Annotated in this window: 22 protein-coding genes and 1 riboswitch; of the genes, 13 read left to right on the top strand and 9 right to left on the bottom strand. The window is 73.3% G+C overall.

The features are described from left to right. Positions 1-24 precede the first annotated feature (24 nt). Genes cobN through M6G08_RS00305 form a run of 3 tightly spaced genes read right to left on the bottom strand, consistent with a single transcriptional unit; the run spans position 25 to position 6142 of the window. Positions 25-3675 carry a cobaltochelatase subunit CobN gene (cobN, locus tag M6G08_RS00315; RefSeq protein ID WP_272585167.1) on the bottom strand — a complete coding sequence of 1217 codons (3651 nt, stop codon included), beginning with the start codon at positions 3673-3675 and terminating at the stop codon, positions 25-27. Next, positions 3672-5180 (bottom strand): cobyric acid synthase, encoded by a 1509-nt coding sequence (locus M6G08_RS00310; RefSeq protein WP_272585166.1) that lies wholly within the window; start codon positions 5178-5180, stop codon positions 3672-3674. Before M6G08_RS00310 ends, cobN begins: the two co-directional genes overlap by 4 nt. Beyond that, positions 5177-6142: a cobalamin biosynthesis protein gene (locus M6G08_RS00305; RefSeq protein WP_272585165.1), complete on the bottom strand. Its 966-nt coding sequence runs from the start codon at positions 6140-6142 to the stop codon at positions 5177-5179. The genes M6G08_RS00310 and M6G08_RS00305 overlap by 4 nt, the downstream gene beginning before the upstream one ends. Before the next feature lie 106 nt (positions 6143-6248). After that, a riboswitch (cobalamin riboswitch) is annotated at positions 6249-6387 on the bottom strand. A 192-nt stretch (positions 6388-6579) separates the two neighbouring features. Here M6G08_RS00305 and M6G08_RS00300 point away from each other — a divergent pair. Both M6G08_RS00300 and M6G08_RS00295 read left to right on the top strand, forming a co-directional pair. After that, entirely contained in the window at positions 6580-6816 is a 237-nt protein-coding gene (locus M6G08_RS00300) for a DUF397 domain-containing protein (protein ID WP_336298974.1), read from the top strand. A gap of 30 nt (positions 6817-6846) precedes the next feature. After that, positions 6847-7155, top strand: a complete 309-nt coding sequence (locus M6G08_RS00295; protein ID WP_272585163.1) for a hypothetical protein — start codon at positions 6847-6849, stop codon at positions 7153-7155. On the opposite strand, the gene M6G08_RS00290 is transcribed toward M6G08_RS00295, so the two are convergent. From M6G08_RS00290 to M6G08_RS00275, 4 genes are all read right to left on the bottom strand, one after another. Further along, complete coding sequence (locus M6G08_RS00290; protein WP_272585162.1) at positions 7088-7588, bottom strand: hypothetical protein; 501 nt, start codon at positions 7586-7588, stop codon at positions 7088-7090. The genes M6G08_RS00295 and M6G08_RS00290 overlap by 68 nt on opposite strands. A gap of 41 nt (positions 7589-7629) precedes the next feature. Next, a complete protein-coding gene (locus M6G08_RS00285) occupies positions 7630-8487 on the bottom strand; it encodes a helix-turn-helix domain-containing protein (protein ID WP_272585161.1) in 858 nt (285 codons plus the stop codon). A 438-nt stretch (positions 8488-8925) separates the two neighbouring features. Next, on the bottom strand, positions 8926-9147 hold the full coding sequence (locus tag M6G08_RS00280) for a hypothetical protein (protein WP_043374477.1): 222 nt from the start codon (positions 9145-9147) through the stop codon (positions 8926-8928). Between the two features lie 34 nt (positions 9148-9181). Next, a complete protein-coding gene (locus M6G08_RS00275) occupies positions 9182-10438 on the bottom strand; it encodes an inorganic phosphate transporter (protein ID WP_272585159.1) in 1257 nt (418 codons plus the stop codon). A gap of 223 nt (positions 10439-10661) precedes the next feature. On the opposite strand from M6G08_RS00275, the gene M6G08_RS00270 reads away from it, so the two are divergent. The 3 genes from M6G08_RS00270 to M6G08_RS00260 all read left to right on the top strand — a co-directional run bounded on the left by M6G08_RS00270 (position 10662) and on the right by M6G08_RS00260 (position 14708). Beyond that, positions 10662-11357, top strand: coding sequence for a class II aldolase/adducin family protein (locus M6G08_RS00270; protein ID WP_272591213.1), 696 nt, complete (start codon positions 10662-10664; stop codon positions 11355-11357). Positions 11358-11451: 94 nt separating this feature from the next. Further along, the gene (locus M6G08_RS00265) at positions 11452-12579 is read left to right on the top strand and encodes an alpha/beta hydrolase family protein (protein WP_272585158.1); all 1128 of its coding nucleotides are present in this window, start codon (positions 11452-11454) and stop codon (positions 12577-12579) included. Positions 12580-13286: 707 nt separating this feature from the next. Next, positions 13287-14708: a hypothetical protein gene (locus M6G08_RS00260; protein WP_272585157.1), complete on the top strand. Its 1422-nt coding sequence runs from the start codon at positions 13287-13289 to the stop codon at positions 14706-14708. Between the two features lie 28 nt (positions 14709-14736). Here the strand turns inward: M6G08_RS00260 and M6G08_RS00255 are convergent, their stop codons facing one another. After that, positions 14737-15141 (bottom strand): VOC family protein, encoded by a 405-nt coding sequence (locus M6G08_RS00255; protein WP_217254287.1) that lies wholly within the window; start codon positions 15139-15141, stop codon positions 14737-14739. A 304-nt stretch (positions 15142-15445) separates the two neighbouring features. Between M6G08_RS00255 and M6G08_RS00250 the strand changes: the two genes are divergently transcribed. The 3 genes from M6G08_RS00250 to M6G08_RS00240 all read left to right on the top strand — a co-directional run bounded on the left by M6G08_RS00250 (position 15446) and on the right by M6G08_RS00240 (position 18564). Next, positions 15446-17044 (top strand): ABC-F family ATP-binding cassette domain-containing protein, encoded by a 1599-nt coding sequence (locus tag M6G08_RS00250; protein ID WP_272585155.1) that lies wholly within the window; start codon positions 15446-15448, stop codon positions 17042-17044. 335 nt (positions 17045-17379) lie between these two features. Continuing rightward, positions 17380-17601, top strand: coding sequence for a helix-turn-helix domain-containing protein (locus M6G08_RS00245; RefSeq protein WP_003976983.1), 222 nt, complete (start codon positions 17380-17382; stop codon positions 17599-17601). A 159-nt stretch (positions 17602-17760) separates the two neighbouring features. Further along, positions 17761-18564, top strand: coding sequence for an enoyl-CoA hydratase/isomerase family protein (locus tag M6G08_RS00240; protein ID WP_272585152.1), 804 nt, complete (start codon positions 17761-17763; stop codon positions 18562-18564). 43 nt (positions 18565-18607) lie between these two features. On the opposite strand, the gene M6G08_RS00235 is transcribed toward M6G08_RS00240, so the two are convergent. Next, positions 18608-19336: a nucleopolyhedrovirus P10 family protein gene (locus tag M6G08_RS00235; protein ID WP_272585151.1), complete on the bottom strand. Its 729-nt coding sequence runs from the start codon at positions 19334-19336 to the stop codon at positions 18608-18610. Positions 19337-19424: 88 nt separating this feature from the next. Here M6G08_RS00235 and M6G08_RS00230 point away from each other — a divergent pair, with 88 nt between their 5' ends. The 5 genes from M6G08_RS00230 to amaP are packed head-to-tail and all read left to right on the top strand — an operon-like array spanning position 19425 to position 21762. Further along, entirely contained in the window at positions 19425-19892 is a 468-nt protein-coding gene (locus M6G08_RS00230; protein ID WP_272585150.1) for an Asp23/Gls24 family envelope stress response protein, read from the top strand. A gap of 28 nt (positions 19893-19920) precedes the next feature. Beyond that, the gene (locus M6G08_RS00225) at positions 19921-20106 is read left to right on the top strand and encodes a hypothetical protein (protein ID WP_073721406.1); all 186 of its coding nucleotides are present in this window, start codon (positions 19921-19923) and stop codon (positions 20104-20106) included. Further along, positions 20103-20486: a hypothetical protein gene (locus tag M6G08_RS00220; RefSeq protein WP_272585149.1), complete on the top strand. Its 384-nt coding sequence runs from the start codon at positions 20103-20105 to the stop codon at positions 20484-20486. The genes M6G08_RS00225 and M6G08_RS00220 overlap by 4 nt, the downstream gene beginning before the upstream one ends. After that, positions 20483-21178 carry a DUF6286 domain-containing protein gene (locus M6G08_RS00215; protein WP_272585148.1) on the top strand — a complete coding sequence of 232 codons (696 nt, stop codon included), beginning with the start codon at positions 20483-20485 and terminating at the stop codon, positions 21176-21178. The genes M6G08_RS00220 and M6G08_RS00215 overlap by 4 nt, the downstream gene beginning before the upstream one ends. Beyond that, entirely contained in the window at positions 21175-21762 is a 588-nt protein-coding gene (amaP, locus tag M6G08_RS00210) for an alkaline shock response membrane anchor protein AmaP (RefSeq protein ID WP_272585146.1), read from the top strand. Before M6G08_RS00215 ends, amaP begins: the two co-directional genes overlap by 4 nt. Positions 21763-21788: the final 26 nt, after the last annotated feature.

The following is a 21788-nucleotide window of genomic DNA, read 5'->3' as shown; positions in this document are numbered from 1 at the left end:
CACTCGCGGGGTTTTCCAGAGGGATCACGCGTCTCCCTCCAGATCCCCCTCAAGTTCGAGGTAGGTCGCCCGGAGCCGGTCCAGGGTTTCCTGGTCCGGCTCCGCCCACAGACCCCGGTCGGCGGCCTCCAGCAGCCTTTCCGTGATGCCGCGCAGTGCCCAGGGGTTGGACTTCCGCATGAATGCCTGGTTCTCGGGCGAGAACACGTACTCGGCAGACAACTTCTCGTACATCCAGTCGTCCACGACCCCGGCCGTGGCGTCATACCCGAAGAGGTAGTCCACAGTCGCCGCCATCTCGAAAGCACCCTTGTAGCCGTGCCTTCTCATGGCGCTCATCCAGCGCGGGTTGACCACCCGCGCCCGGAAAACGCGATGCGTCTCCTCGCCCAGCGTCCGCGTCTTCACCTGGTCCGGGGTGGCCGAGTCGCCGACGTACGCCTCCGGGCTCTCGCCCGTCAGGTGTCGCACCATCGCCACCATGCCGCCGTGGTACTGGAAGTAGTCGTCGGCGTCGACGAGGTCGTGCTCGCGGGTGTCCACGTTCTTCGCCGCCACCGCGATCCGCCGGAACGCCGTCTCCATGTCGCCGCGCGCCGCCCGCCCGTCGAGCCCGCGCCCGTAGGCGTAGCCGCCCCACACCGCGTACACCTCGGCGAGGTCCGCGTCACTGCGCCAGTTCCGGGCGTCGATCAGCGGGAGCAGACCCGCACCGTACGCACCCGGCTTGGAGCCGAAGATGCGCGCCGTGGCCCGCCGCCGGTCGCCGTGCTCGGCCGCGTCCTCCTCCACGTGCGCCCGTACGTAGTTGGACTCGGCCGGCTCGTCCAGCTCCGCCACCGCCCGCACCGCGTCGTCGATCAGCCCGACGACGTGCGGGAACGCGTCCCGGAAGAAGCCCGAGATGCGCACGGTGACGTCCACGCGCGGCCGGCCCAGCTCGGCCAGGGGCACGATCTCGAAGCCCGTCACCCGGCGCGACGCGTCGTCCCACACCGGACGGCAGCCCAGCAGCGCCAGGATCTCGGCGATGTCGTCACCCTGGGTGCGCATCGCGGACGTGCCCCAGACCGTGAGGCCCACCGACTTCGGGTACTCGCCGGTGTCGGTCAGGTACCGCTGCACCAGCGAGTCCGCCAGCGACTGCCCGACCTCCCAGCTCAGCCGGGACGGGATCGCCTTCGGGTCTACGGAGTAGAAGTTCCGGCCGGTCGGCAGCACGTTGACCAGGCCGCGCGTCGGCGAACCGGACGGTCCGGCCGGGACGTAACCGCCGTCCAGGGCCCGCAGGATGTGCCCGATCTCGTCCGTGGTCCGGGCCAGGCGCGGCACGACCTCCGTGCAGGCGAACTCCAGCACCGCGACCGCGTCGGGGAGTTCGGCGCCCAGCACCTCGCCCACCAGGCCAGGGGCCGCCGCCGTGTCCCAGGCCCGCAGCTCCATGCCCTCCGCGATCCGCCGGCACAGCTGCTCCAGCAGGTCGATCGCGTCGGCGGCCGACCGCGCCGGGCCGTCCACCAGGTCCGTCAGCTCCACCGGCACCTTCACCGGTGCGCCCGGCTCGGCCAGCAGCTCCTTCTCCACCAGCCCGAAATGCTCGGCGAGGGACGCCCGCAGGCCCGGCAGCGCGTTGGCCTGTCCGCCCCACACCTGGGAGGCGCGCAGCACCGCCAGGACCAGGTTCACGCGCGGCTCGCCGACCGGACCGCCGCCCAGGACGTGCAGACCGTCGCGGATCTGCACGTCCTTGATCTCGCACAGATAGCCGTCGATGTGCATGACGAACTCGTCGAACTCGTCGTCGTCCGGCTGGTCGTCCACATGCAGGTCGTGGTGGAGCTCGGCCGCCTTGACCAGCGTCCAGATCTGCGCCCGGACGGCGGGCGCCTTCACCGGGTCCAGGTCGGAGACGAGCGCGTACTCGTCGAGCAGCTGCTCCAGCTTGGCCAGGTCGCCGTAGGTGTCCGCGCGCGCCATCGGCGGCACCAGGTGGTCGACGACCGTGGCGTGGCCGCGCCGCTTGGCCTGGGTGCCCTCGCCGGGGTCGTTGACGATGAACGGGTAGATCAGCGGCAGGTCGCCGAGGACCGCGTCGGGCGCGCAGCCGGCGCTCAGGCCGAGGCCCTTGCCCGGCAGCCACTCCATCGTGCCGTGCTTGCCCATGTGCACGATCGCGTCGGCGCCGAAGCTGTTCTCCAGCCAGCGGTAGGCGGCCATGTAGTGGTGCGACGGCGGCATGTCCGGGTCGTGGTAGATCGCGATCGGGTTCTCGCCGAAGCCGCGCGGCGGCTGGATCATGACGACGACGTTCCCGAACTGCAGTGAGGCGAGGACGATGTCGTCCCCGTCCACGTACAGCGAGCCCGGCGGCTCGCCCCACGCCTCCCGCATCGCGTCCCGCAGCTCGGGGTCCAGCTTCTCGAACCACGCCCGGTAGTCCGCCAGCGGAACCCGCGCGGGCGCCGCCGCCAGCTGGTCCTCCGTCAGCCACTCCACGTCGTGGCCGCCCGCCTCGATGAGCCGGTGGATCAGTTCGTCGCCCTGGGAGGGGTAGTCGGTGACCCGGTAGCCCGCCTCGCGCAGCGCGTCCAGTACCCGCACGGCCGACGCCGGGGTGTCGAGACCGACCGCGTTGCCGACGCGGGAGTGCTTGGTCGGGTACGCGGTGAAGACCAGCGCGAGCCTCTTGTCCGCGTTCGCCTTGTGCTTGAGAGCCGCGTGCCGTACGGCGATCCCGGCGACCCGCCCGGCCCGCTCGGGGTCGGCGACGTACACGGGCACGTCGTCGGGGCCCTGCTCCTTGAAGGAGAACGGCACGGTGACCAGGCGCCCGTCGAACTCCGGGATGGCGACCTGCATCGCCGCGTCCATGGGGGAGAGGGCGGCGTCCGACTCGTCCCAGGCGGCCCGGGAGGAGGTCAGGCAGAGCCCTTGCAGCACGGGGACGTTCAGGTCGGCCAGCGCCCCGATGTCCCAGGCCTCCTCGTCGCCGCCCGCCGACGCCTGCGAGGCGTGCGTGCCGCCGGCCGCGAGGACCGTGGCGACCAGGGCGTCGGCCCGGCCCAGCAGCTCGTACAGCCCGGCGTCCGCGCCCCGCAGCGAGCCGCAGTACACCGGCAGGGCGTTGGCGCCGCGCGCCTCGATCGCGTCGCACAGGGTGTCGACGAAGGCGGTGTTGCCGCTGAGCTGGTGGGCGCGGTAGAAGAGCACGCCGACCGTCGGGCGGCCCTCGACGACGCCCCGGGTGCCGTGGACGCCGTACTCCGGCATCTTCTCCGGCTCCTCGAAGCCCTCGCCGGTCAGCAGCACCGTGTCGGACAGGAACCGGGCGAGCTGGGTGAGGTTGGCGGGCCCGCCCTCGACCAGGTAGCGCAGCGCCTCCGCCACCACGCCGGCCGGCACCGAGGACTCGGCCATCAGCTCGGCGTCCGGGACGCTCTCGCCGCCCAGCAGGACGGTCGGGACACCGGCGGCCTTCAGCGCCGCGAGCCCGTCCTCCCAGGCGCGCTTGCCGCCCAGCAGGCGCACGACGGCGACGTCCGCGCCCTCGACGAGGGACGGCAGCTCCTCCGTCACGTCGACCCGGGTCGGGTTGCCGATCCGGTAGGCGGCGTCCGACGCGCGGGCCGCCAGCAGGTCCGTGTCGGCGGTCGACAACAACAGCACTGTGCTCATGCGGGCGCTCCCGGTGGAATGAAGGGCAGTCCTTGTGGCGCGCCGGACTCGATGAGCCGCCACAGCGCGTCCGTGTCCGCGTGGTGTTCGATCAGGTCGCCGAGCCGGTCGAGCTGCTCCTCACGCAGCGCGGCGAACGAGGTGTCGGGGGCCGGCACGAAGCGGCGGCCCGCGGCGGCGGCCACCTCGCGCAGGAACGCCCGCCGGAAGCCGTCCGACTCCAGCGAGCCGTGCCAGTGCGTGCCCCAGGTCTGGCCGACCCGGCAGCCGTCCAGGAAGGGTTCCCCGCCGGTCACTTCGGCGACCCCGTGATGGATCTCGTACCCCTCGACGTGCTCGCCGAGGGCCTTACCGACCGGCCGGGTGAGGGTCTTCTCGCGGGCGAACCGCACCCGTACGGGCAGCAGTCCGAGCCCGGCCACGTTCCCGGCACGCGACTCGACCTCGTCCTCGATGTGCTCGCCGAGCAGCTGGAAGCCGCCGCAGATGCCGAGGACGGGCCGCCGCGCGGCCACCCTGCGCGCGACGGCGTCCGCGAGCCCCCGCTCCCGCAGCCACTCCAGGGCCCGGACCGTCCCGCGCGTCCCCGGCACGATGACGAGATCCGCGTCGGCCAGCTCCTCCGGCCGGTCCACGAACCGCACCACGACACCGGGCTCGGCGGCCAGCGCGTCCACGTCCGTGAAGTTGGACATGAGCGGGACCGCGCAGACGGCGACCCGCAGCACGTCCTCGCCGACCGGCGGTGCGACGACCGACTCCCGCACCGTCCCGCGCAGGGAGACGCGGAGCCCGTCCTCCTCGTCGATGCCGAGCCCGTGCCGGAAGGGCAGGACGCCGTACGTGTGCCGCCCGGTGAGCCCGTGCAGCATCTCCAGCCCCGGCTCCAGCAGCGAGACGTCGCCCCGGAACTTGTTGACGAGGAACCCGGCGACCAGCGCCTGGTCCGCGGGCGCCAGCAGCGCCACCGTCCCGAAGAACGAGGCGAAGACCCCGCCCCGGTCGATGTCGCCCACCACCAGCACGGGCAGCCCGGCACCCCGGGCGATCCCCATGTTCACGATGTCGGTCCGGCGCAGGTTGATCTCGGCCGGACTGCCCGCCCCCTCGCAGATCACCGCGTCATACGTGCCCCGCAGCTCGGCCAGACAGTCCAGCACGGTGCCCAGCAGCTGCTGCTGCCGTCCGCCGTGGTAGCCGCGGGCGCTCATCTCGCCGACCGGCTTGCCGAGCAGCACGACCTGGCTGCTGCGCTCACCGCCCGGTTTCAGCAGCACCGGGTTCATCTGCGCGGCCGGCTCCACCCGGCAGGCCTGGGCCTGCATGGCCTGCGCCCGCCCGATCTCGGCGCCCTCGCGGGTCACGAACGAGTTGAGGGACATGTTCTGCGCCTTGAAGGGCGCGACCTTCACGCCCTGGCGCACCAGCCAGCGGCAGATCCCGGCGGTGACGACGCTCTTGCCCGCGTCGGAGGTGGTGCCGGCGACGAGGAGGCCACCGTTCATGACGTACGTCCCTTCTTGACGACCCCGCGGACGAGCAGCCGCGCGCCCGCGCACGCGCCGAGCGCCAGCCAGCCCACGCGCCGGGAGAGCCGCACGGCCCGCTCGATGTCGCCGGAACCGGCCCGTACGGGGCGTCCCGCCGCCCCGTTCAGGACGGGCCGGTGCTCGACCCGCCCGCCGTAGGAGAGCGTCCCGCCGAGCCGCACGCCCAGGGCGCCCGCGAACGAGGCCTCCACGGGGCCGGCGTTGGGACTCGGGTGCTGCGCGGCGTCGGCGCGCCAGGCCCGTACGGCACCCCGGGGATCGCCGCCGGCGGCGGTGGCCAGGGCGGCGGTGAGGCGGGCGCCCGGCCAGCCCGCGAGGTCGTCGAGCCGGGCCGAGGCCCAGCCGTAGCGGCGGTACCTGGGCGACTTGTGGCCGACCATCGCGTCCAGGGTGTTCACGGCCCGGAAGCCGACCAGTCCGGGCACCCCGCCCAACGCGCCCCACACCAGGGCGCCCACCACCGCGTCCGAGGTGTTCTCCGCGACGGACTCCACGACCGCCCGGGCGATCCCGTCGGCGTCCAGGGCCTGCGGGTCCCGGCCGCACAGGTGCGGCAGCCGCGCGCGGGCCGCCTCGACGTCACCGGCCTCCAGGGCGCGGCCCACCGCGCTCGCCTCGCGGGCGAGCGAGGTGCCGCCGACGACCGCCCAGGTGGCGGCGGCGGTCAGCGCGACGGAGGCGGCGGGGGAGTGGCGTACGGCGCGGCCGGCGGCCAGCCCGAGGGCGGCGGCGCCACCGGCGCACACGGCGGTGTGCAGCACGCCCCAGCCTCGGTGGTCACGCCACAGCAGCCGTTCCACGGCACCGGCGGCACGGCCGAACGCGGCGACCGGGTGTCCGCGGCGCGGGTCGCCGAGGAGGTGGTCACCGAGGAGGCCGGCGGCGGCGCCGTACGCGAAGACGCGTTCGGCGCGCACGGCTCAACCGGCCGTGGGGACGGGAAGGCGGAGAGTCTCGCTGGTGAGCCTGGAACGGCAGCCGCGCATGGCGATAGGTCCTCACTCAGGGTGTCCGCGCCCTGGTTAGAAGAGAACGGCGGTGGGAGTTCCTGGCTCCCGGGGATCGCTCCCCGGTCACAGTGGCGGGACCGCGCCGGATTCGCACCGGGCTTCCTCTCCAGCCGCCGCATTGGCTCCGGCAGTCCACCACGCCCCGCGAACACCCGTCAACTTGCCGTTGACCTGCGAGGCCAGGTGTGCTGAGGCCCACACCGTCGATAGTTGGCCATGCCCGCGACATCGGCGCTTTCTGGGCTCTTCCCCGGCGGGCGGGCTGGGAAGACTGGAGGGGATGGCAGCGCGTGTACGCGGGCGGGTGGCAGCGGCAGGGCGGCGGGTGAGGGGGCCGGGGCCGCGTGACGGCCGGTGGGCCGAAGGAGGTGGGTGCGATCGAAAGCGAACTGTCAGAGCACGCGTGGGTCACGAGCAGTTACACGGACGGGGGTGAGGCATGTGTCGAACTGGCCATGGGGAGCGGCCGTGTACTGATACGTGACTCGAAGCAACGTCGACACGCTGTGCTCGCCTTTCGTCACGCCTCGTGGTGTGGTTTTCTGGCGGGGCTTGTGGACCCGGATTCGCGCGGCGCCTGACCGCCGCGCGGGGGGACGGGAGGTACACGCATGGCAGACCGAATCAAGGGGACCGCTTCCGCGCGTGCGGGTTGGCCCGGCACGCGTGGGCACCGGATGACCGGGGCGGTGCCGCTGGCGCTCTTCTGCTCGGTGGCGGGGGTCCTCGCCGTCGGGCTCGGCGCGCTGGCGGCGTTCCTGGCGCCGAGCGGTGCGGCGCGCGGCACGGTGTGGCTGGTGGTGACCGCCGCGGTGGCCGTGGGCGCGGGGCTGTGGTGGGGGCTCACTCCCGTCACGGACCGCCTCCGCGTTCTGAACCGCGCTCTGACGGCCGTGGAGCCTCGGCGGCGCCACCACTGACGGGCTGGGCGGGCGCCGACGCGGCTCGGCCGCGCAGCGCCCTGCCGAGTCCGGCGCCCAGGGCGGTGAGGAGGGCCGCGCCGAAGGCGCCGATGGCGGCGGTGGTGAGGGGGGACGCGGGGCCGTGCGGCAGACTGGGCGCGACTCGTGTGGCGAGAGCCATGCTGAACAGCAGGATGCTCCCGCACGCCGTGCCCAGCAGAAGCCGGGTGGAGACCAGCCGGATCTCCCCGGCCACCCGGGCGTTCTCCACGTCGATGAGCGCCTCGGCCCATTCGGGTCGCTGCATGGCGTACGCCTTGAGCATGCAGTCGTCGAGCGGGGGAGGGCCCTGTTCCGCGTCACCGGATCCCCCCGGCGGGTCGGCGGTGGGACCGGTGCCGGCCGGCGCGCGCCACCGCTGCCACCACGCTCGTACTCCGAAGACCGTCATGGGGCCTCCCCCGTCTCGTGCCGGGCCGTCCCAGCCCGGATTCAGCTGTCGGCCAGGCTCTCCCTGACCTCGTCGAGCAACTCGATCACCCGAGCGCCGTCATATGCCTTGTCGCTGATGTCCTCGAAGGATTCCTGGTGGCGGGCGGTGAGTCCGAGGTCGTCACGGCTGGACAGGCCGCCGCCCGGGCCTTCGAGGTACAGCAGGTCGTCGTCGTCCTTGAACTCGAGCAGGATGAAGGACGTGGAGACACTGAAGTGGGCGCCGACGGAGAAGGGCAGCACCCGGATGGTGAGCCTCGGGTGTTCCATCAGCGACTTGAGGTGGTCCAGCTGCCGCCGCATCACCGCCGGGCCCCCGATCTGACGCCGCAGGGCCGCCTCGTCGAGGACGATGTCGATCTCCGGGCCGTCGTCGCTGTCGAAGAACCGCTCCTGGCGGGTGATGCGCAGCTCCACCTGCGGGCGCACCCGTGCTTCTTCCGTCAGCGTGGACATCAGCGCCGTGGCGTAGTCCTCCGTCTGCACCAGACCGGGCAGCACCACCGGGTTGTACATGCGGATCGTGTCCGCGGAACCCTCGTAGCCCAGGTAGAGGGCGTACGCGGGCGTCACGACCTCGCTGTACTGCACCCACCACGACACTCCCTTCGAGCCGCGGGCGGCCTCCTCCAGCTCCTCGACCCGAGCGGGGTCCGTGACCCCGTACAGCTGGAGCAGGGCCCTGAGGTCGGTGACGCTGAGGCTGACCGTGCCCTTCTCGATCCGGATCAGTTTGGAGAGTGACCATTCCAGCTGCTGCACGGCATCCCGTTGGGTCAGTCCGGCCTGATCGCGGGCTTTGCGCAGCTCGATTCGCAGCCTTCGTCGGTTGAGGCTCGGATCGATGTCCCTGGCCATGGTGCTCCCTGCCACATGTCGTCGTTGACCGGTCGGGTCGCCACCGTCGAAATAACAACTCTCGTTGAGAATAGGTTAGTTCGACACTGGCGACCAGAGGTGGTCAGTATGACATGTGTCTTTCCGGCAGGGTCACCTCGCTAGCCCGAACGCTGACGAAGCCGCTCGAAATGACACCAAAGGGATGTGCCTTCTGAGGGGAAAGTTGCTCGTGTGGCAGGACCGGAGCAGTGGGTCCTGCGTCGGCTACTGGAGGTCGACGAAAATTCACAAGCGGAAGCCGTCACACGCGGTTGACGGTGGGATTCCCTCCCAGGGGGGCACCGGAGCCGCAAGGTGCGCACGTCGCCGGTGTTGTCCGTGAAACGGGAACCGCCCCGCCCGGAGGCCGGTGGAGACCGGGTCCGGACGGGGCGGGCGAGTACGTGCGGGTGGGGCTCAGGCGACGATCAGATAGATGCCGTACGCCACCGCCGCCGCGCAGGCGGCGAAGCACGCGTAAGCGCCGGTGACCGCGAGGCCCGCGGAGCCTCCCTCGGCGGCGGCCCGCTCCTGGCGGGAGAGGCCGGCGATGCCGAGGGTGAACAGGCCCACCAGGGCCACGGTGGCCACGAGGCTGACCCCGAAGACGGAGCCGAGAGCTGCCCAGTCGATGCTCATGGAGGTTCGTTTCCTTCGTACCCGGGGCGCGGGCTCAGACGGTGGTGGCCGAGGGGGCCTTGGACTCGGACGACTCCGGCGACTCCGCCACGGAGGACGCGACGGCGGCCACCGGCTCCTCGGTCACGCCCGCCGGGGGCGGGGTCACGGCGGCCATCGCCTGGGTCACCACGCCGGACTGCTCGGGCTCGTCGGCGTCGATGACGTTGGTGTGGTCGACGACCTCGCGCCGGGAGAGCTTCCAGATGGCGGCGCTGGAGGCGACCAGGAAGACCGCGACCAGGGCGGTGCCCCAGTCACCCAGTCCGCAGACCCACTCGGCGATCGCGGCGACCAGGGCCGCGGCCGGCAGGGTCAGGCCCCAGGCGACGAACATCCGGGTGGCCGTGGACCAGCGGACCACGCCCCCCTTGCGGCCGAGGCCCGCGCCCATCACCGCGCCGGAGACCGAGTGCGTGGTGGAGAGGGAGAAGCCGAGGTGCGAGGAGGCCAGGATGACCGTCGCGGCGCTGGTCTGGGCGGCGAAGCCCTGCTGCGGCTGGAGGTCGGTCAGGCCCTTGCCCATGGTGCGGATGATGCGCCAGCCGCCGAGGTAGGTGCCGAGCGCGATGGCGATGCCCGCGGAGAGGATGACCCACATGGGCGGGTCGGAGTCGGGGGCGAGCGAGCCGCCGGCGACCAGGGCGAGGGTGATGATGCCCATCGTCTTCTGGGCGTCGTTGGTGCCGTGGGCCAGCGAGACCAGACCGGCGGAGGCGATCTGTCCGGCCCGGTAGCCCTTCGCGGCGGCCTTGCCGTCGGCCTTGCGGCCGAGCTTGTACGTCAGCCGTGCGCCGAGCATCGCCGCGACGCCCGCGACGAGCGGGGCGGCGATCGCGGGGATCAGCACCTTGGTGACGAGCGCGTCGCCGTTGACCGCGCCGACGCCCGCCGAAGCGACCGCGGCACCGATCAGGCCGCCCATGAGGGCGTGGGAGGAGCTGGACGGGAGCCCGACCAGCCAGGTCAGCAGGTTCCAGAGGATCGCGCCGACCAGGGCGGCGAAGATGACCTCGGGACGGATGCCGGTCTCGTCCACGAGACCCTTGGAGATCGTGTTGGCGACCTCCACGGAGAGGAAGGCGCCGACAAGGTTGAGGACGGCGGACATCGCCACCGCCACCTTGGGCTTGAGCGCACCGGTCGAAATGGTCGTTGCCATCGCGTTGGCGGTGTCGTGGAAACCGTTCGTGAAATCGAACGCGAGAGCGGTCACCACCACAATCGCGAGGATCAGCGAGAAGCTTTCCATTTACCCAGGCAATCGTTCGAGGTCATTGGCTGGACGAACGTAGGTAACCATGGTGAACGGAAGATGAACTGAGCAGGGCGCCACGGTGACCGGAACCGGCGCCACCGCCTCCCTCCGCGTGTCCGCCCCGATGCTCTCCGGAGACGTGCCTGGCAGGATCGCCGCGACGCCGGTCGGCGGTGGCCAAAACGGGCCCGGAGCGGGCGGGGAGGAGACGGTGACTGTGACGTATTCGCGGGCCGCAGGGGCGGCCGGACGAACGGAACCGGAAGAGGAACGGGACCGGAGGGCGGCCTGGGCGGCGCTCGTCGCCGCGGCCCGGCGGACGGTGGCGGACGGGCTGGTGGTCGGCACCTCGGGCAACGTCTCGGTGCGCGTCGGCGACACGGTGCTGGTCACCCCTTCGGGTGTGTCCTACGACCGTCTGGCCCCCGAGGACATCACCGGCGTCGACCTCGACGGCCGGCAGGTGCTCGGCACCCTCGTCCCCACCAGCGAACTGCCCATGCACCTCGCCGTCTACCGAGCCACCGACGCCCGCGCCGTCGTCCACACCCACGCCGTGCACGCCACGGCCGTCTCCCTGCTCGTCCCCGAGCTCCCGCCGGTCCACTACATGACCGCGGCGCTCGGCGGCCCCGTCCGCGTCGCCCCCTACGCGGCCTACGGCACCGACGAACTGGCCCGCCACATGCTCGACGCCCTCACCGACCGCACCGGCTGCCTGCTCCAGAACCACGGCACCCTCACCTACGGCACCTCCCTCGACCAGGCGTACGACCGCACCGCCCAGCTGGAGTGGATGTGCCGTCTGTGGCTGACGGCCTCCTCGGTGCCGGGCCGGTCGCCGTCGCTGCTGACCGGGGAGCAGCTGGCCGAGGCGGCCGACCGGCTGCGCGGGTACGGGCAGCGGCCCTGACCCCCGGCACGGCCCACGGTCCCGTTGATCCGAACGGGCCCGCGCGTCCGTCGTCCGGTGGCTTACTCCGCGGCCCCCCGGGAAACTGAAAGGCGTGCGCATCCTCCCCGCGACGGCCGCCGCCGTCACCGCAGCCCTGGCCGCAGGGGCGGCGAGCGTCGCCGCCGGACGGCTCGCCAGCGACGCCGCGCTCAAGGCTCCGCCCGGCCGGCCCCTGCCCACCGAACCGCGGCTCACCGTGCACGGCACCGCCGCCGGCCAGATCATCCTCACCCGGGACCTGGCCGCACTGCGCCCCGGCCGCTACGGCCTCGCCGGCGACGGCTCCCACGCGGTCGTCGGCCCGGTCCTCGGCACCGCCGACCACGGCGCCGACACCGTCGTACGCCGCCTCGAACGCGTCACGCACGGCACCCTCACGGCCGGCGACCGCGCCTGGTTCACGCCGAACCTGTACGTCGGCAACCCGGGCACCGCCCTCGACCTCGACTTCGCCGACGTCGAGGTCCCCGGCGAGCTCGGGCCGCTCCCGGCCTGGTTCCTGCCCGGGTCCCGGCCGACCTGGGTCATCGCCGTGCACGGCCTGGCCGCCACCCGCGAACACGCCCTGAACCTCATCGCGCCCCTGCACCGCCGCAGCGTCCCGGTGCTCGCCCTCGCCTACCGCGGCGACGTCGGCGCCCCGCCCTCGCCGGACGGCCTGCACCACTTCGGCGAGACCGAGTGGCGCGACGTGGACGCGGCCGTCCGCTACGCCGTCGAACACGGCGCCCGCCAGGTCGTCCTGCTCGGCTGGTCCACCGGCGCCACCATGGCCCTGCGCACCGCCGCGCTCTCCGGCGTACGCGAGCGCATCGCGGGGCTCGTACTCGACTCCCCGGTCCTCAGCTGGGAGACCACCCTGCGCGCCCTGGCCGCCGCCCGCCGCACCCCGGGCGCGCTCCTGCCGCTCGCCGTCCGCGCCGCCCAGGGCCGCGCCGGCCTGCACGCCGACCACGACGCGGGAACCGCCGGCCTCTACCGCCCGGCGGTCCCCACCCTGATCTTCCACGGCCCCGACGACGCGGTCTCCCCCTGGCGCCTCTCCCGCCGCCTCGCCGACACCCATCCCCGCCTGGTCGCCCTGCACCCCGTCAAGGGCGCCCCGCACGGTGCCATGTGGAACGCCGACCCCGACGACTACGAAGAGACGCTGCGCCGCTTCATGACCCCGCTGGTGTGACCCGGCGGTCTCCGCGCCGGCCGCCTCCGTCGGTCCGCCCGGGCACTCCGGCGCGCACCCGTGCCGGTGTTCCCTCGAATCCCTGCCCGGTGCCTTCGGCGGCCCTGCTCCCTGCCTCGTCGGCGCACCCGTGCGGTGCGCCTCCAGGGACGCGCCGGCCAGTCGGCGGCTCTTTGCCACCCGCCCCGGCCCGCCCGCCGGTGCCTCCGGTGGGCAGGCCGGTGCCTGCCGTGTACGGGCGGCCCCGTGCTCCGTACCGCCGGGTACGCCCCGGCCGCGTGCCTCCGTCGAGTCCGTGCCGTGCGTGTCCGCCGGGTCTGTCGTGTACTGCCGGTGATCGTCGCGATTCGTCCCGCGGGTTGGCCTTCCCGCCGGTGTCTTCCGGGCACGCGTGCCTGAGGGGTGCCTTGCGGTGCGCGTGCTGTGTTCTGGCGGTCCGGTGCCGTGCGTGTCCGCCGGGACTGTCGCGTACTGCGGGCGGCCCTCGCCGTCCGCTCCGGGCGCCGCCCGGCCGGCGCCCCCGGCGACGGGTGACGGGCGGCCCGGCGGGACCGTGCCCACCCTGCTCCCTACCGGTTCCGTTTAATGCCGTACTGGTGGCTTGATCGTGCTCCGGAAGGCGTTCCAGACCGATACGTCCCCCGTGCCGGACGGGGGTCGTCGCATTCCGTTTGGGTTTTCGGACGGTCAACCGGAAGACTGCACCCGTGACGTCCCGTATCCCGCGCGACTCCAGGCTCCGACTCGTCCGCCCGCGACCCCTGGCCGCCGCCCCCCAAGCGATGACCCAGCGGCGTCCGCGCCGCGCCGCGCCCCGGCCTCCGGAGGGCACCCCGGCCCGGTCGGAGCTGGCCAGAATGGCACGCTCCGGCCTGGCAGACGCGGCCCGCGTCGCCCGCTGGGCCGACACCGCACTCGGCAGCGGCAGCGCGACCGCCGACGGCAAGGCCACCCTCTCCGACGCGACCGCCGACCGCGCGGCCCGGGAGCTGGGCCTCACCCCGGCAGAGGTCCGCGCCGACTGGGACACCGCCCGCCTCGCCGGACTGGTCGAGGTGCACGGCGACAGCGCCCGCCCCGGCTGGCGGCTGCGCGCCTGGAACCGTGACGACAGCGCCGTGCTGCGCGGCTGGGTCGCCCTCTTCGACGCCTGGTCGCTCGCCCACCCCGAGCCCGCCGGGCAGGAGCCCGCAGCCGTGGCCGAGGTCATCTCCGCGATGCCCCAGGTGCTGTCCTTCCTCCAGCTGTCCGCCGGACCCGTTCCGGTGGCGCAGCTCCTGGACCTGCTGGAGCAGCGCGTCACCGAACTGCGCACCGAGCGCTGCGAGGTGCCCTACGGCCCCCGGCTCGAGCCGGGAACCCCGCAGCCCGCCGAGGCCGCCCCGGTCCCGGACGCCGCCCCCGGCACCCCGCTCGCCCCGCTCCTCGACTGGGCCCTGCACGCCCTCGCCTCCGTCGGCGCCCTCACCTGTGGCGACGGTCACGCCACGCTCACCCCGCTCGGCAGCTGGGCGGTCTGGGTCAAACTGGAGCAGATCTGCGTCGCCGCGCAGAGCCCCGCCGGCAACATCGAGCAGCCGGCCGAGGACATGCTCCGCGGCTGCGGCCGGCTCCGCCCGAACGCCGCCCGCGCCGAGTACCGCGCCTGGCTCGCCGCCCGCCCCGTCGGCAGCGCCGTCGCCGAGCTGATCGGTGCCGCCCGCGGCGAGGACGCCCTGCTGCGCGGCCTCGCCTTCGACGCGCTGCGGGTCGTGGGCGCCCCCGCCGAGCCCGACGTCCGCGCCGTCGTCGACGAACCGGCGTTGCGGCCCTACGCCCTCCTGTGGCTGGCCGAGCACGACGGCGCCGACCCCGAGGACGCCCACCACGTCCTCACCCGCCGGGAGGCCACCTGGCTGTGGGTCGACACCGCCGCCGCCGTCGCCGACCACGGGGAGGCCCCGCTGCTCGTGCGGCACCTGGAGTCCGCGGTGCAGCCCACCGTCCCGGCCCTGCTCGACGAGGTACGGGCGGTCGGGCACCCGCGCACCGTGCAGGTCCTGGTCGCGCTCGCCGCCGCGCACCCCGACCCCGCCCTGGCCAAGGCCGTGCGCCGGGCGGCGTTCCAGGTGCACACCGGAGGCGGCTGAGGGGCGGGCCGAGGACCTCGGCCCGGGTTCAGGCGCGGATCTCCGGCGCGTAGGTGCCGAAGCTCCAGATGTTGCCCTCCAGGTCCCGGGCCATGTAGTCCCGCGAGCCGTAGTCCTGGTCGGTCGGAGGCATCAGGATCTCCGCGCCGTGCTCCACCGCCCGGCGGTGGTGGGCGTCGACGTCGTCCACCACGACGTACACCCCCGTCGTCCCGGCGTTCTTCATCGCCTCGTCGAAGCGGCTGCCCGTGCCCTTCGAGCCGAGCATGACCGCGCCGTTGCCCTGGGCGAGCTCGGCGTGGGCCACCGAGCCGTCCTCGCCCTCGTACACGGCGAGTTCCGTGAAGCCGAAGGCCTGGGTGAGCTGGCGCACCGCCGCCTTGGCGTCCGCGTACAGCAGCGTCGGGTAGACGCTGGGACGACCGCCGTCCATGCCTGCCATGCCGATCACTCCCTTGTGAGCCGGTGCCGGAGCCGGACGCCGCGAGGACCCCGACTGGCCTGTGAGGTCCCGGAATCCAGCCCTGCCGCCAGTCTGGCACCGTCCACCGACAACGGCCCGGACCAGCGCTTCCGAACAGGGGAGCCCCGAACAAGGGGCCGCTGACGGCCGGACCCGGGAAAAGTGCTTGCACGGCCCCGTTAGACTGGCCCCATGGCCATTCTCCTCGCGCATTAGACGGCGGGAACGTCCTCCAGCCGCCCGTCCCGCCACCCACCCGCCCAGGAGTCTGACCGTGATCTCCGCCTCCGGCATCGAGCTGCGCGCCGGTGCCCGCGTCCTCATCGAAAGCGCCACCTTCCGCGTCGCCAAGGGCGACCGCATCGGCCTGGTCGGCCGCAACGGCGCCGGCAAGACCACCCTCACCAAGGTCCTCGCCGGCGAGGGCCAGCCCGCCGGCGGCACCGTCACCCGCTCCGGCGAGGTGGGCTACCTCCCGCAGGACCCGCGCACCGGCGACCTCGACGTGCTCGCCCGCGACCGCATCCTCTCCGCGCGCGGCCTGGACGTACTGATCCGCAAGATGCGCGAGAACGAGCAGCGCATCGCCAACGGCCAGGGCGCCACCCGCGACAAGGCGCTCAGGCAGTACGAGCGCCAGGAGACCGAGTTCCTCACCAAGGGCGGGTACGCCGCCGAGGCCGAGGCAGCCACCATCGCCGCCGCGCTGAACCTGCCCGACCGGGTGCTCGGCCAGCCCCTGCACACGCTCTCCGGCGGTCAGCGCCGCCGCATCGAGCTGGCCCGCATCCTGTTCTCCGACGCGGACACCCTGCTGCTCGACGAGCCGACCAACCACCTCGACGCCGACTCGATCATCTGGCTGCGCGACTACCTGAAGACCTACCGCGGCGGCTTCATCGTGATCTCCCACGACGTCGAGCTGGTCGAGACGGTCGTCAACAAGGTGTTCTACCTGGACGCCAACCGCTCCCAGATCGACGTCTACAACATGGGCTGGAAGCTCTACCAGCAGCAGCGCGAGGCCGACGAGAAGCGCCGCAAGCGCGAGCGCGCCAACGCCGAGAAGAAGGCCGCCGCCCTGCACTCGCAGGCCGACAAGATGCGCGCCAAGGCCACCAAGACGGTCGCCGCGCAGAACATGGCGCGCCGCGCGGACAAGCTGCTCTCCGGCCTGGAGGCGGTCCGCCAGTCCGACAAGGTCGCCAAGCTCCGCTTCCCCGAACCCTCACCCTGCGGCAAGACCCCGCTGACCGCCGAGGGCCTGTCCAAGTCGTACGGCTCCCTGGAGATCTTCACCGACGTCGACCTGGCCATCGACAAGGGCTCCCGGGTCGTCATCCTCGGCCTCAACGGCGCGGGCAAGACCACCCTGCTCCGCCTCCTCGGCGGCGTCGAGAAGCCCGACACCGGCCAGGTGATCGAGGGCCACGGCCTCAAGCTCGGTTACTACGCGCAGGAGCACGAGACCCTCGACCCCGAGCGCACCGTCCTGGAGAACATGCGCTCGGCCAACCCCGACCTGGACCTGGTGGAGGTCCGCAAGACCCTGGGCTCGTTCCTGTTCTCCGGCGACGACGTCGACAAGCCGGCCGGTGTCCTGTCCGGCGGCGAGAAGACCCGCCTGGCGCTCGCCACCCTGGTGGTGTCGTCGGCCAACGTGCTGCTGCTCGACGAGCCCACCAACAACCTCGACCCGGCCAGCCGCGAGGAGATCCTCGGCGCGCTGCGCACCTACAAGGGCGCGGTCGTCCTGGTCACCCACGACGAGGGCGCCGTCGAGGCGCTGCAGCCGGAACGAATCATTCTGCTGCCGGACGGCGTCGAGGACCTCTGGGGCGCCGACTACGCGGATCTCGTCGCCCTGGCTTGATCGAATGGATGATCCACTGGTTATGGATCATTCGGTCGATCCGTGATCCACCATCTGTGTGAGATCTCCTCATCACGAGGTGTGTCCTACACGGATTTCGCGGCCGGACCCCCCATCGCCGGGGGTCCGGCCGCGACGCCTTTCTGACCTGGCACTTCGTGGAGAAACCCGTTCGGGTGTACGGACACGATTCTCTGGAATCCCGTATTCCGTATGTGGGGACCCGCTCCTGTCGTCACAACCTTGTCTCATCGACCTTGCCGAATGGGTGGCCATCGGGGCCGGGAGGGGTGATCATGAGGAGACCAGAGCGCACTTCCCATGAGGAGGCACGGGTGGCCGAGACTCTGAAGAAGGGCAGCCGGGTGACCGGCGCCGCGCGCGACAAGCTCGCGGCAGACCTGAAGAAGAAGTACGACGCCGGTGCAAGCATCCGGGCGTTGGCCGAGGAAACCGGCCGCTCGTATGGCTTCGTGCACCGCATGCTCAGTGAGTCGGGCGTCACGCTCCGAGGGCGTGGCGGGGCTACCCGGGGCAAGAAGGCCACATCGGCCTGACGCTCCGGGCGACCCCTCGGCTTTCGAAAGTGAAGGTGGTCACCCGGTCGGTCGTCGGACCGTCCGGGTGGTTACTGTGCAGTCACTTAACTCCGTCGTCGCACGGCATGCCCGTCGGCGTACGACGGGGACGACGACCGCACCTTTCGGAGGCGCCCCATGGCTTCGCCCGCCCACGACCCCGGTCCCGCACTCGACAAGGACGGCGTGCGGCTCACCGTCGACGACGCGATCGCCACGGTGACACTGACCAACCCGGCCAAGCGCAACGCGCAGAGCCCCGCTCTGTGGCGGGCGCTCACCGAGGCCGGCCGGCTGCTGCCGGGCTCCGTCCGGGTCGTGGTGCTGCGCGCCGAGGGCAAGTCCTTCTCGGCCGGGCTCGACCGGCAGGCGTTCACGCCCGAGGGCTTCGACGGCGAACCGTCGTTCATCGACCTGGCCCGGGGCGACGACGCCGAGCTGGACGCGACCATCACCGAGTACCAGGAGGCGTTCACCTGGTGGCGGCGCGGCGACATCCTGTCGATCGCCGCCGTGCAGGGGCACGCCATCGGGGCGGGCTTCCAGCTGGCCCTCGCCTGTGACCTGCGGGTCGTCGCGGACGATGTGCAGTTCGCCATGCGCGAGACCAGCCTCGGCCTGGTGCCGGACCTGACGGGCACGCACCCCCTGGTGTCCCTGGTCGGCTACGCCCGCGCGCTGGAGATCTGCGCGACGGGCCGCTTCGTCATGGCCGAGGAGGCCGTGAACACCGGGCTGGCCAACCTCGCCGTGCCCGCGGACCAGCTCGACGGTGCCGTCCACGACCTGGCCTCCGCCGTGCTCGCCGCGCCGCGCGACGCCGTCATCGAGACCAAGGCGCTCCTCCAGGGCGCCGTCGGCCGCGACTACGAGGCCCAGCGCGCCGCCGAACGCGCCGCCCAGGGCCGCCGCCTGCGCGACCTGGCCGGTCTCGGGGAGTGACCGGGGCCGTCGGCGCGTCGGAGTAGCCGGTGCGCCACTGCGGTCAGTCGACCGCCGTCACCAGTACCGCCACCGAGGGACGGTCCGGCAGGGCGTCGGACACCGCCGTGCGCACCTGCCGGGCCACCTCCACCGCGTGGTGCCCGGCGCCCACGGCCAGTTCCACCCGGACGTGACGGCGCGGCAGGGCGGACTCCCGTGGCGGCTCCGCGATGTCCACCGCACGGCCCAGCGTGGCCGTCAGCCGGGACACGCCCGGCACGGCCAGCGCCGCGTCCGCCACGCGACCCGCGTCACCCTCCCCCCGGCTGACGGCGCCGCCCTTCCCCGGCTCGCGCCCCGGTGCCGGCGCCGGTCCCGCGGCGGGCCCCGCGGCCGTCTCCAGCAGGGCCGTCGCCCGCAGATCCACGTCCGTCACCGTCAGGCCCAGCCCGCGCGCCGCCGTCGCCAGCGCGGCACGCAGCCGGGCGGCCGTCACCGGCAGCGGCTGAGCCGCCGTCGCCGCGAAGTCGGCCGTCACCCGCAACGGCCCGGGCGGCACGGCACTCGGCGGTGCCGGCACCGCCGGTTCCCGCGCGTCACCCGGATCGGCGGGTGCCACGCGCAGAACGTCCGTGCGCACACCCGCCACGGCTCCGGCAGCGGCCAGCAGCACTTCGCGCACCGCCCGCTCGGCGATCCACGCGCCGTCCCCCGGCCCGCCCAGCGGCAGCAGCCTGCCGAGCCCCAACTGTTCCCGCACCGCCCGCGCCCACCGGTCCGCCGTCGTCATTCCTCCACCCTGCCGCATCCCCGGCGCGGGATCGCGCAACCTTGCTTACGGTGGTCTGAGAAGGACGGACCGGGAAAGGACTGTGGCGATGAGTGACCTGACGGAGAAGGACACGCCCGAGACCGGAGCCCAGCGAGCACAAGGCGCCCGGCGCGGCGGTGGAGCCCCCGGCGAACGGGGCCGCACCACCATCGCCGACGGCGTCGTGGAGAAGATCACTGGAATGGCGGCACGCGACGTCGCCGGTGTGCACGCCATGGGCAGCGGCATGTCCCGCACCTTCGGCGCCGTGCGCGACCGGGTGCCCGGGGGCACCAAGTCGGTGACGCGCGGCGTCAAGGCCGAGGTCGGCGAGAAGCAGACCGCCCTCGATCTCGAGATCGTCGTCGAATACGGCGTGTCGATCTCGGACGTGGCCCGCGATGTGCGGGAGAACGTGGTGGCGGCCGTGGAGCGGATGACCGGCCTCGAGGTCGTCGAGGTCAACATCGCGGTCAGCGACGTGAAGCTGCCCGACGAGGAGGACGAGGAGCAGCCGGAGCCTCGGATCAAGTGACGCGGACGCGGACTGAGGGGAGCGCACCATGAGCATGGCCGTGGTCGGCCTGATCGCCGGCATGGCGCTGGGTTTCGCCGGGTACTTCGGGGGCTTCGGGGCCTTCGTGCTGGTGGCGGCCCTGGGAGCCGTCGGCTTCGTCGTGGGCCGCCTGCTGGAGGGGGACATGGACCTCGGCGACTTCTTCCGCTCCCGCGACGACCGGCGGCGGTGACCGGCGTGAGCGGTGGGGCCGGTGAGCTCCTCGAACCCCTGACCGTCGTGCCGCCGGGCGAGCGCGGAGCCACCCGGATCGCCGACCGGGTCGTCGCCAAGGTCGCCGCGCGGGCGGCGCGCGAGGCGGTCGGTCCGCTCCACCCGGACGCGGCACGCCCGTACGCCACCGTCGCGGTCCACCACGACACCGCCCGCGTCCGGGTCCACCTCGAACTGGACTACCCGTGCGACATCGGCGCCCGCTGCGGGCAGGTGCGGCACCAAGTCGTCCAGCGGGTACGGGCGTTGGTGGGCATGGCGGTGCCGGAGGTCGCCGTCCAGGTGGAGCGGCTGCATCTGGCGGCGGAGTACGGCGCGAAGCAGGGGAGGGCGCGATGAACGACCCCCGGGGCACCGAGGGTGCGGAGGGCACCGAGGGCAGCACCCGCCGGCTGCCCGTCATGGAGCCCGGCACGGAGACCGGCACGGAGGGGAAGGCACCCGGCGACGGACCGCCGCCGGAGCCCGGACCCGACGCCGCCGACGGACGGGCCGGCCGCTTCTGGTCGGCACGCCGCGTCCCCGCGGGCATCGTCGCGCTGCTGCTCCTGCTCGTCGCGGCCGCCTTCCTCTACGACGTCGTCGCCGTGCGTACCGGCCGCTCGGCCCTGGGCTGGCGCCGCGACCTGGCCCGGCAACTGGCCGAGCGGACCCTCGACGACACGTGGGTCCTGGTCGGCGCGGGAGTCGCCGCGGCCCTCGGGCTCTGGCTGCTGCTCCTGGCCCTCACGCCCGGCCTGCGCAAGGTGCTGCCGATGCGGCGCACCCTGCCCGGCGTACGCGCCGGGCTCCACCGGGACGCCGCCGCCACGGTGCTGCGCGACCGGGCCATGGAGGTCGCCGGAGTGCAGTCGGCGCGCGTGCGCCTGCGCCGCCGCAAGGCACGCGTGCGCGCGCTGTCCCACTTCCGCGAACTGGACGACGTAGGGACCGATCTGGACGGCGTGCTCGACGACGCGGTGCGCGGGCTGGGCCTGGCCCGGCCGCCCGCCGTGTCCGTCAGGGTGGCGCGCCCCGGGAAGAAGGGGTGAGGACGGTGCTCAGGACCGTCGACCGGGTGCTTCTGGGGCTGGTGGGCCTTGTCCTGCTCGCCCTCGGCGGCTCGGTGCTGGCCATCGGTTTCGGCGCCCCCGCGCCCTCCTGGTGGCTGCACCAGGGGCCGCACGACGTGCTGCTCACCGCCGCCGAGCGGACCAGGTGGCGGGAGGCCGGCTGGTGGTGGCCGGTCGTCATCGCCGCGCTCGCCGTTCTGCTGCTGCTCGCCCTGTGGTGGCTCGTGGCCGTGGTGCGCCGCCGCCGGCTCACCGAGGTGCTCGTCGACACCGGTGACGGCGAGGGCGCGGCGCTGCGCGGCCGGGCCCTGGAGGCCGTCATCGCCCAGGAGGCCGACGGTGTGGACGGGGTCGAACGGACCAGGGTCCGGCTCACCGGCCGCCGCACCTCCCCGGCCGCCCGGGTCCGTCTCCTCCTCGCCCCCCACGTCGACCCCGGCACCGCCCTCGACGACCTCACCACCCGCGCCCTGACCCACGCCCGCACCTCGGCGAACCTCGCGGCCCTTCCGGCCGAGGTCCAGCTCAAAGGCGTCAAGCACGGTGCCGAGCGGGTCAGCTGACCACCGCGAACGGGGACCGTGCCCGA

This window comes from Streptomyces sp. M92, assembly GCF_028473745.1.
Lineage (GTDB): Bacteria > Actinomycetota > Actinomycetes > Streptomycetales > Streptomycetaceae > Streptomyces.
Note: the sequence above shows the minus strand (reverse complement) of the source record. Positions and strands in the feature narration are given on the sequence as shown.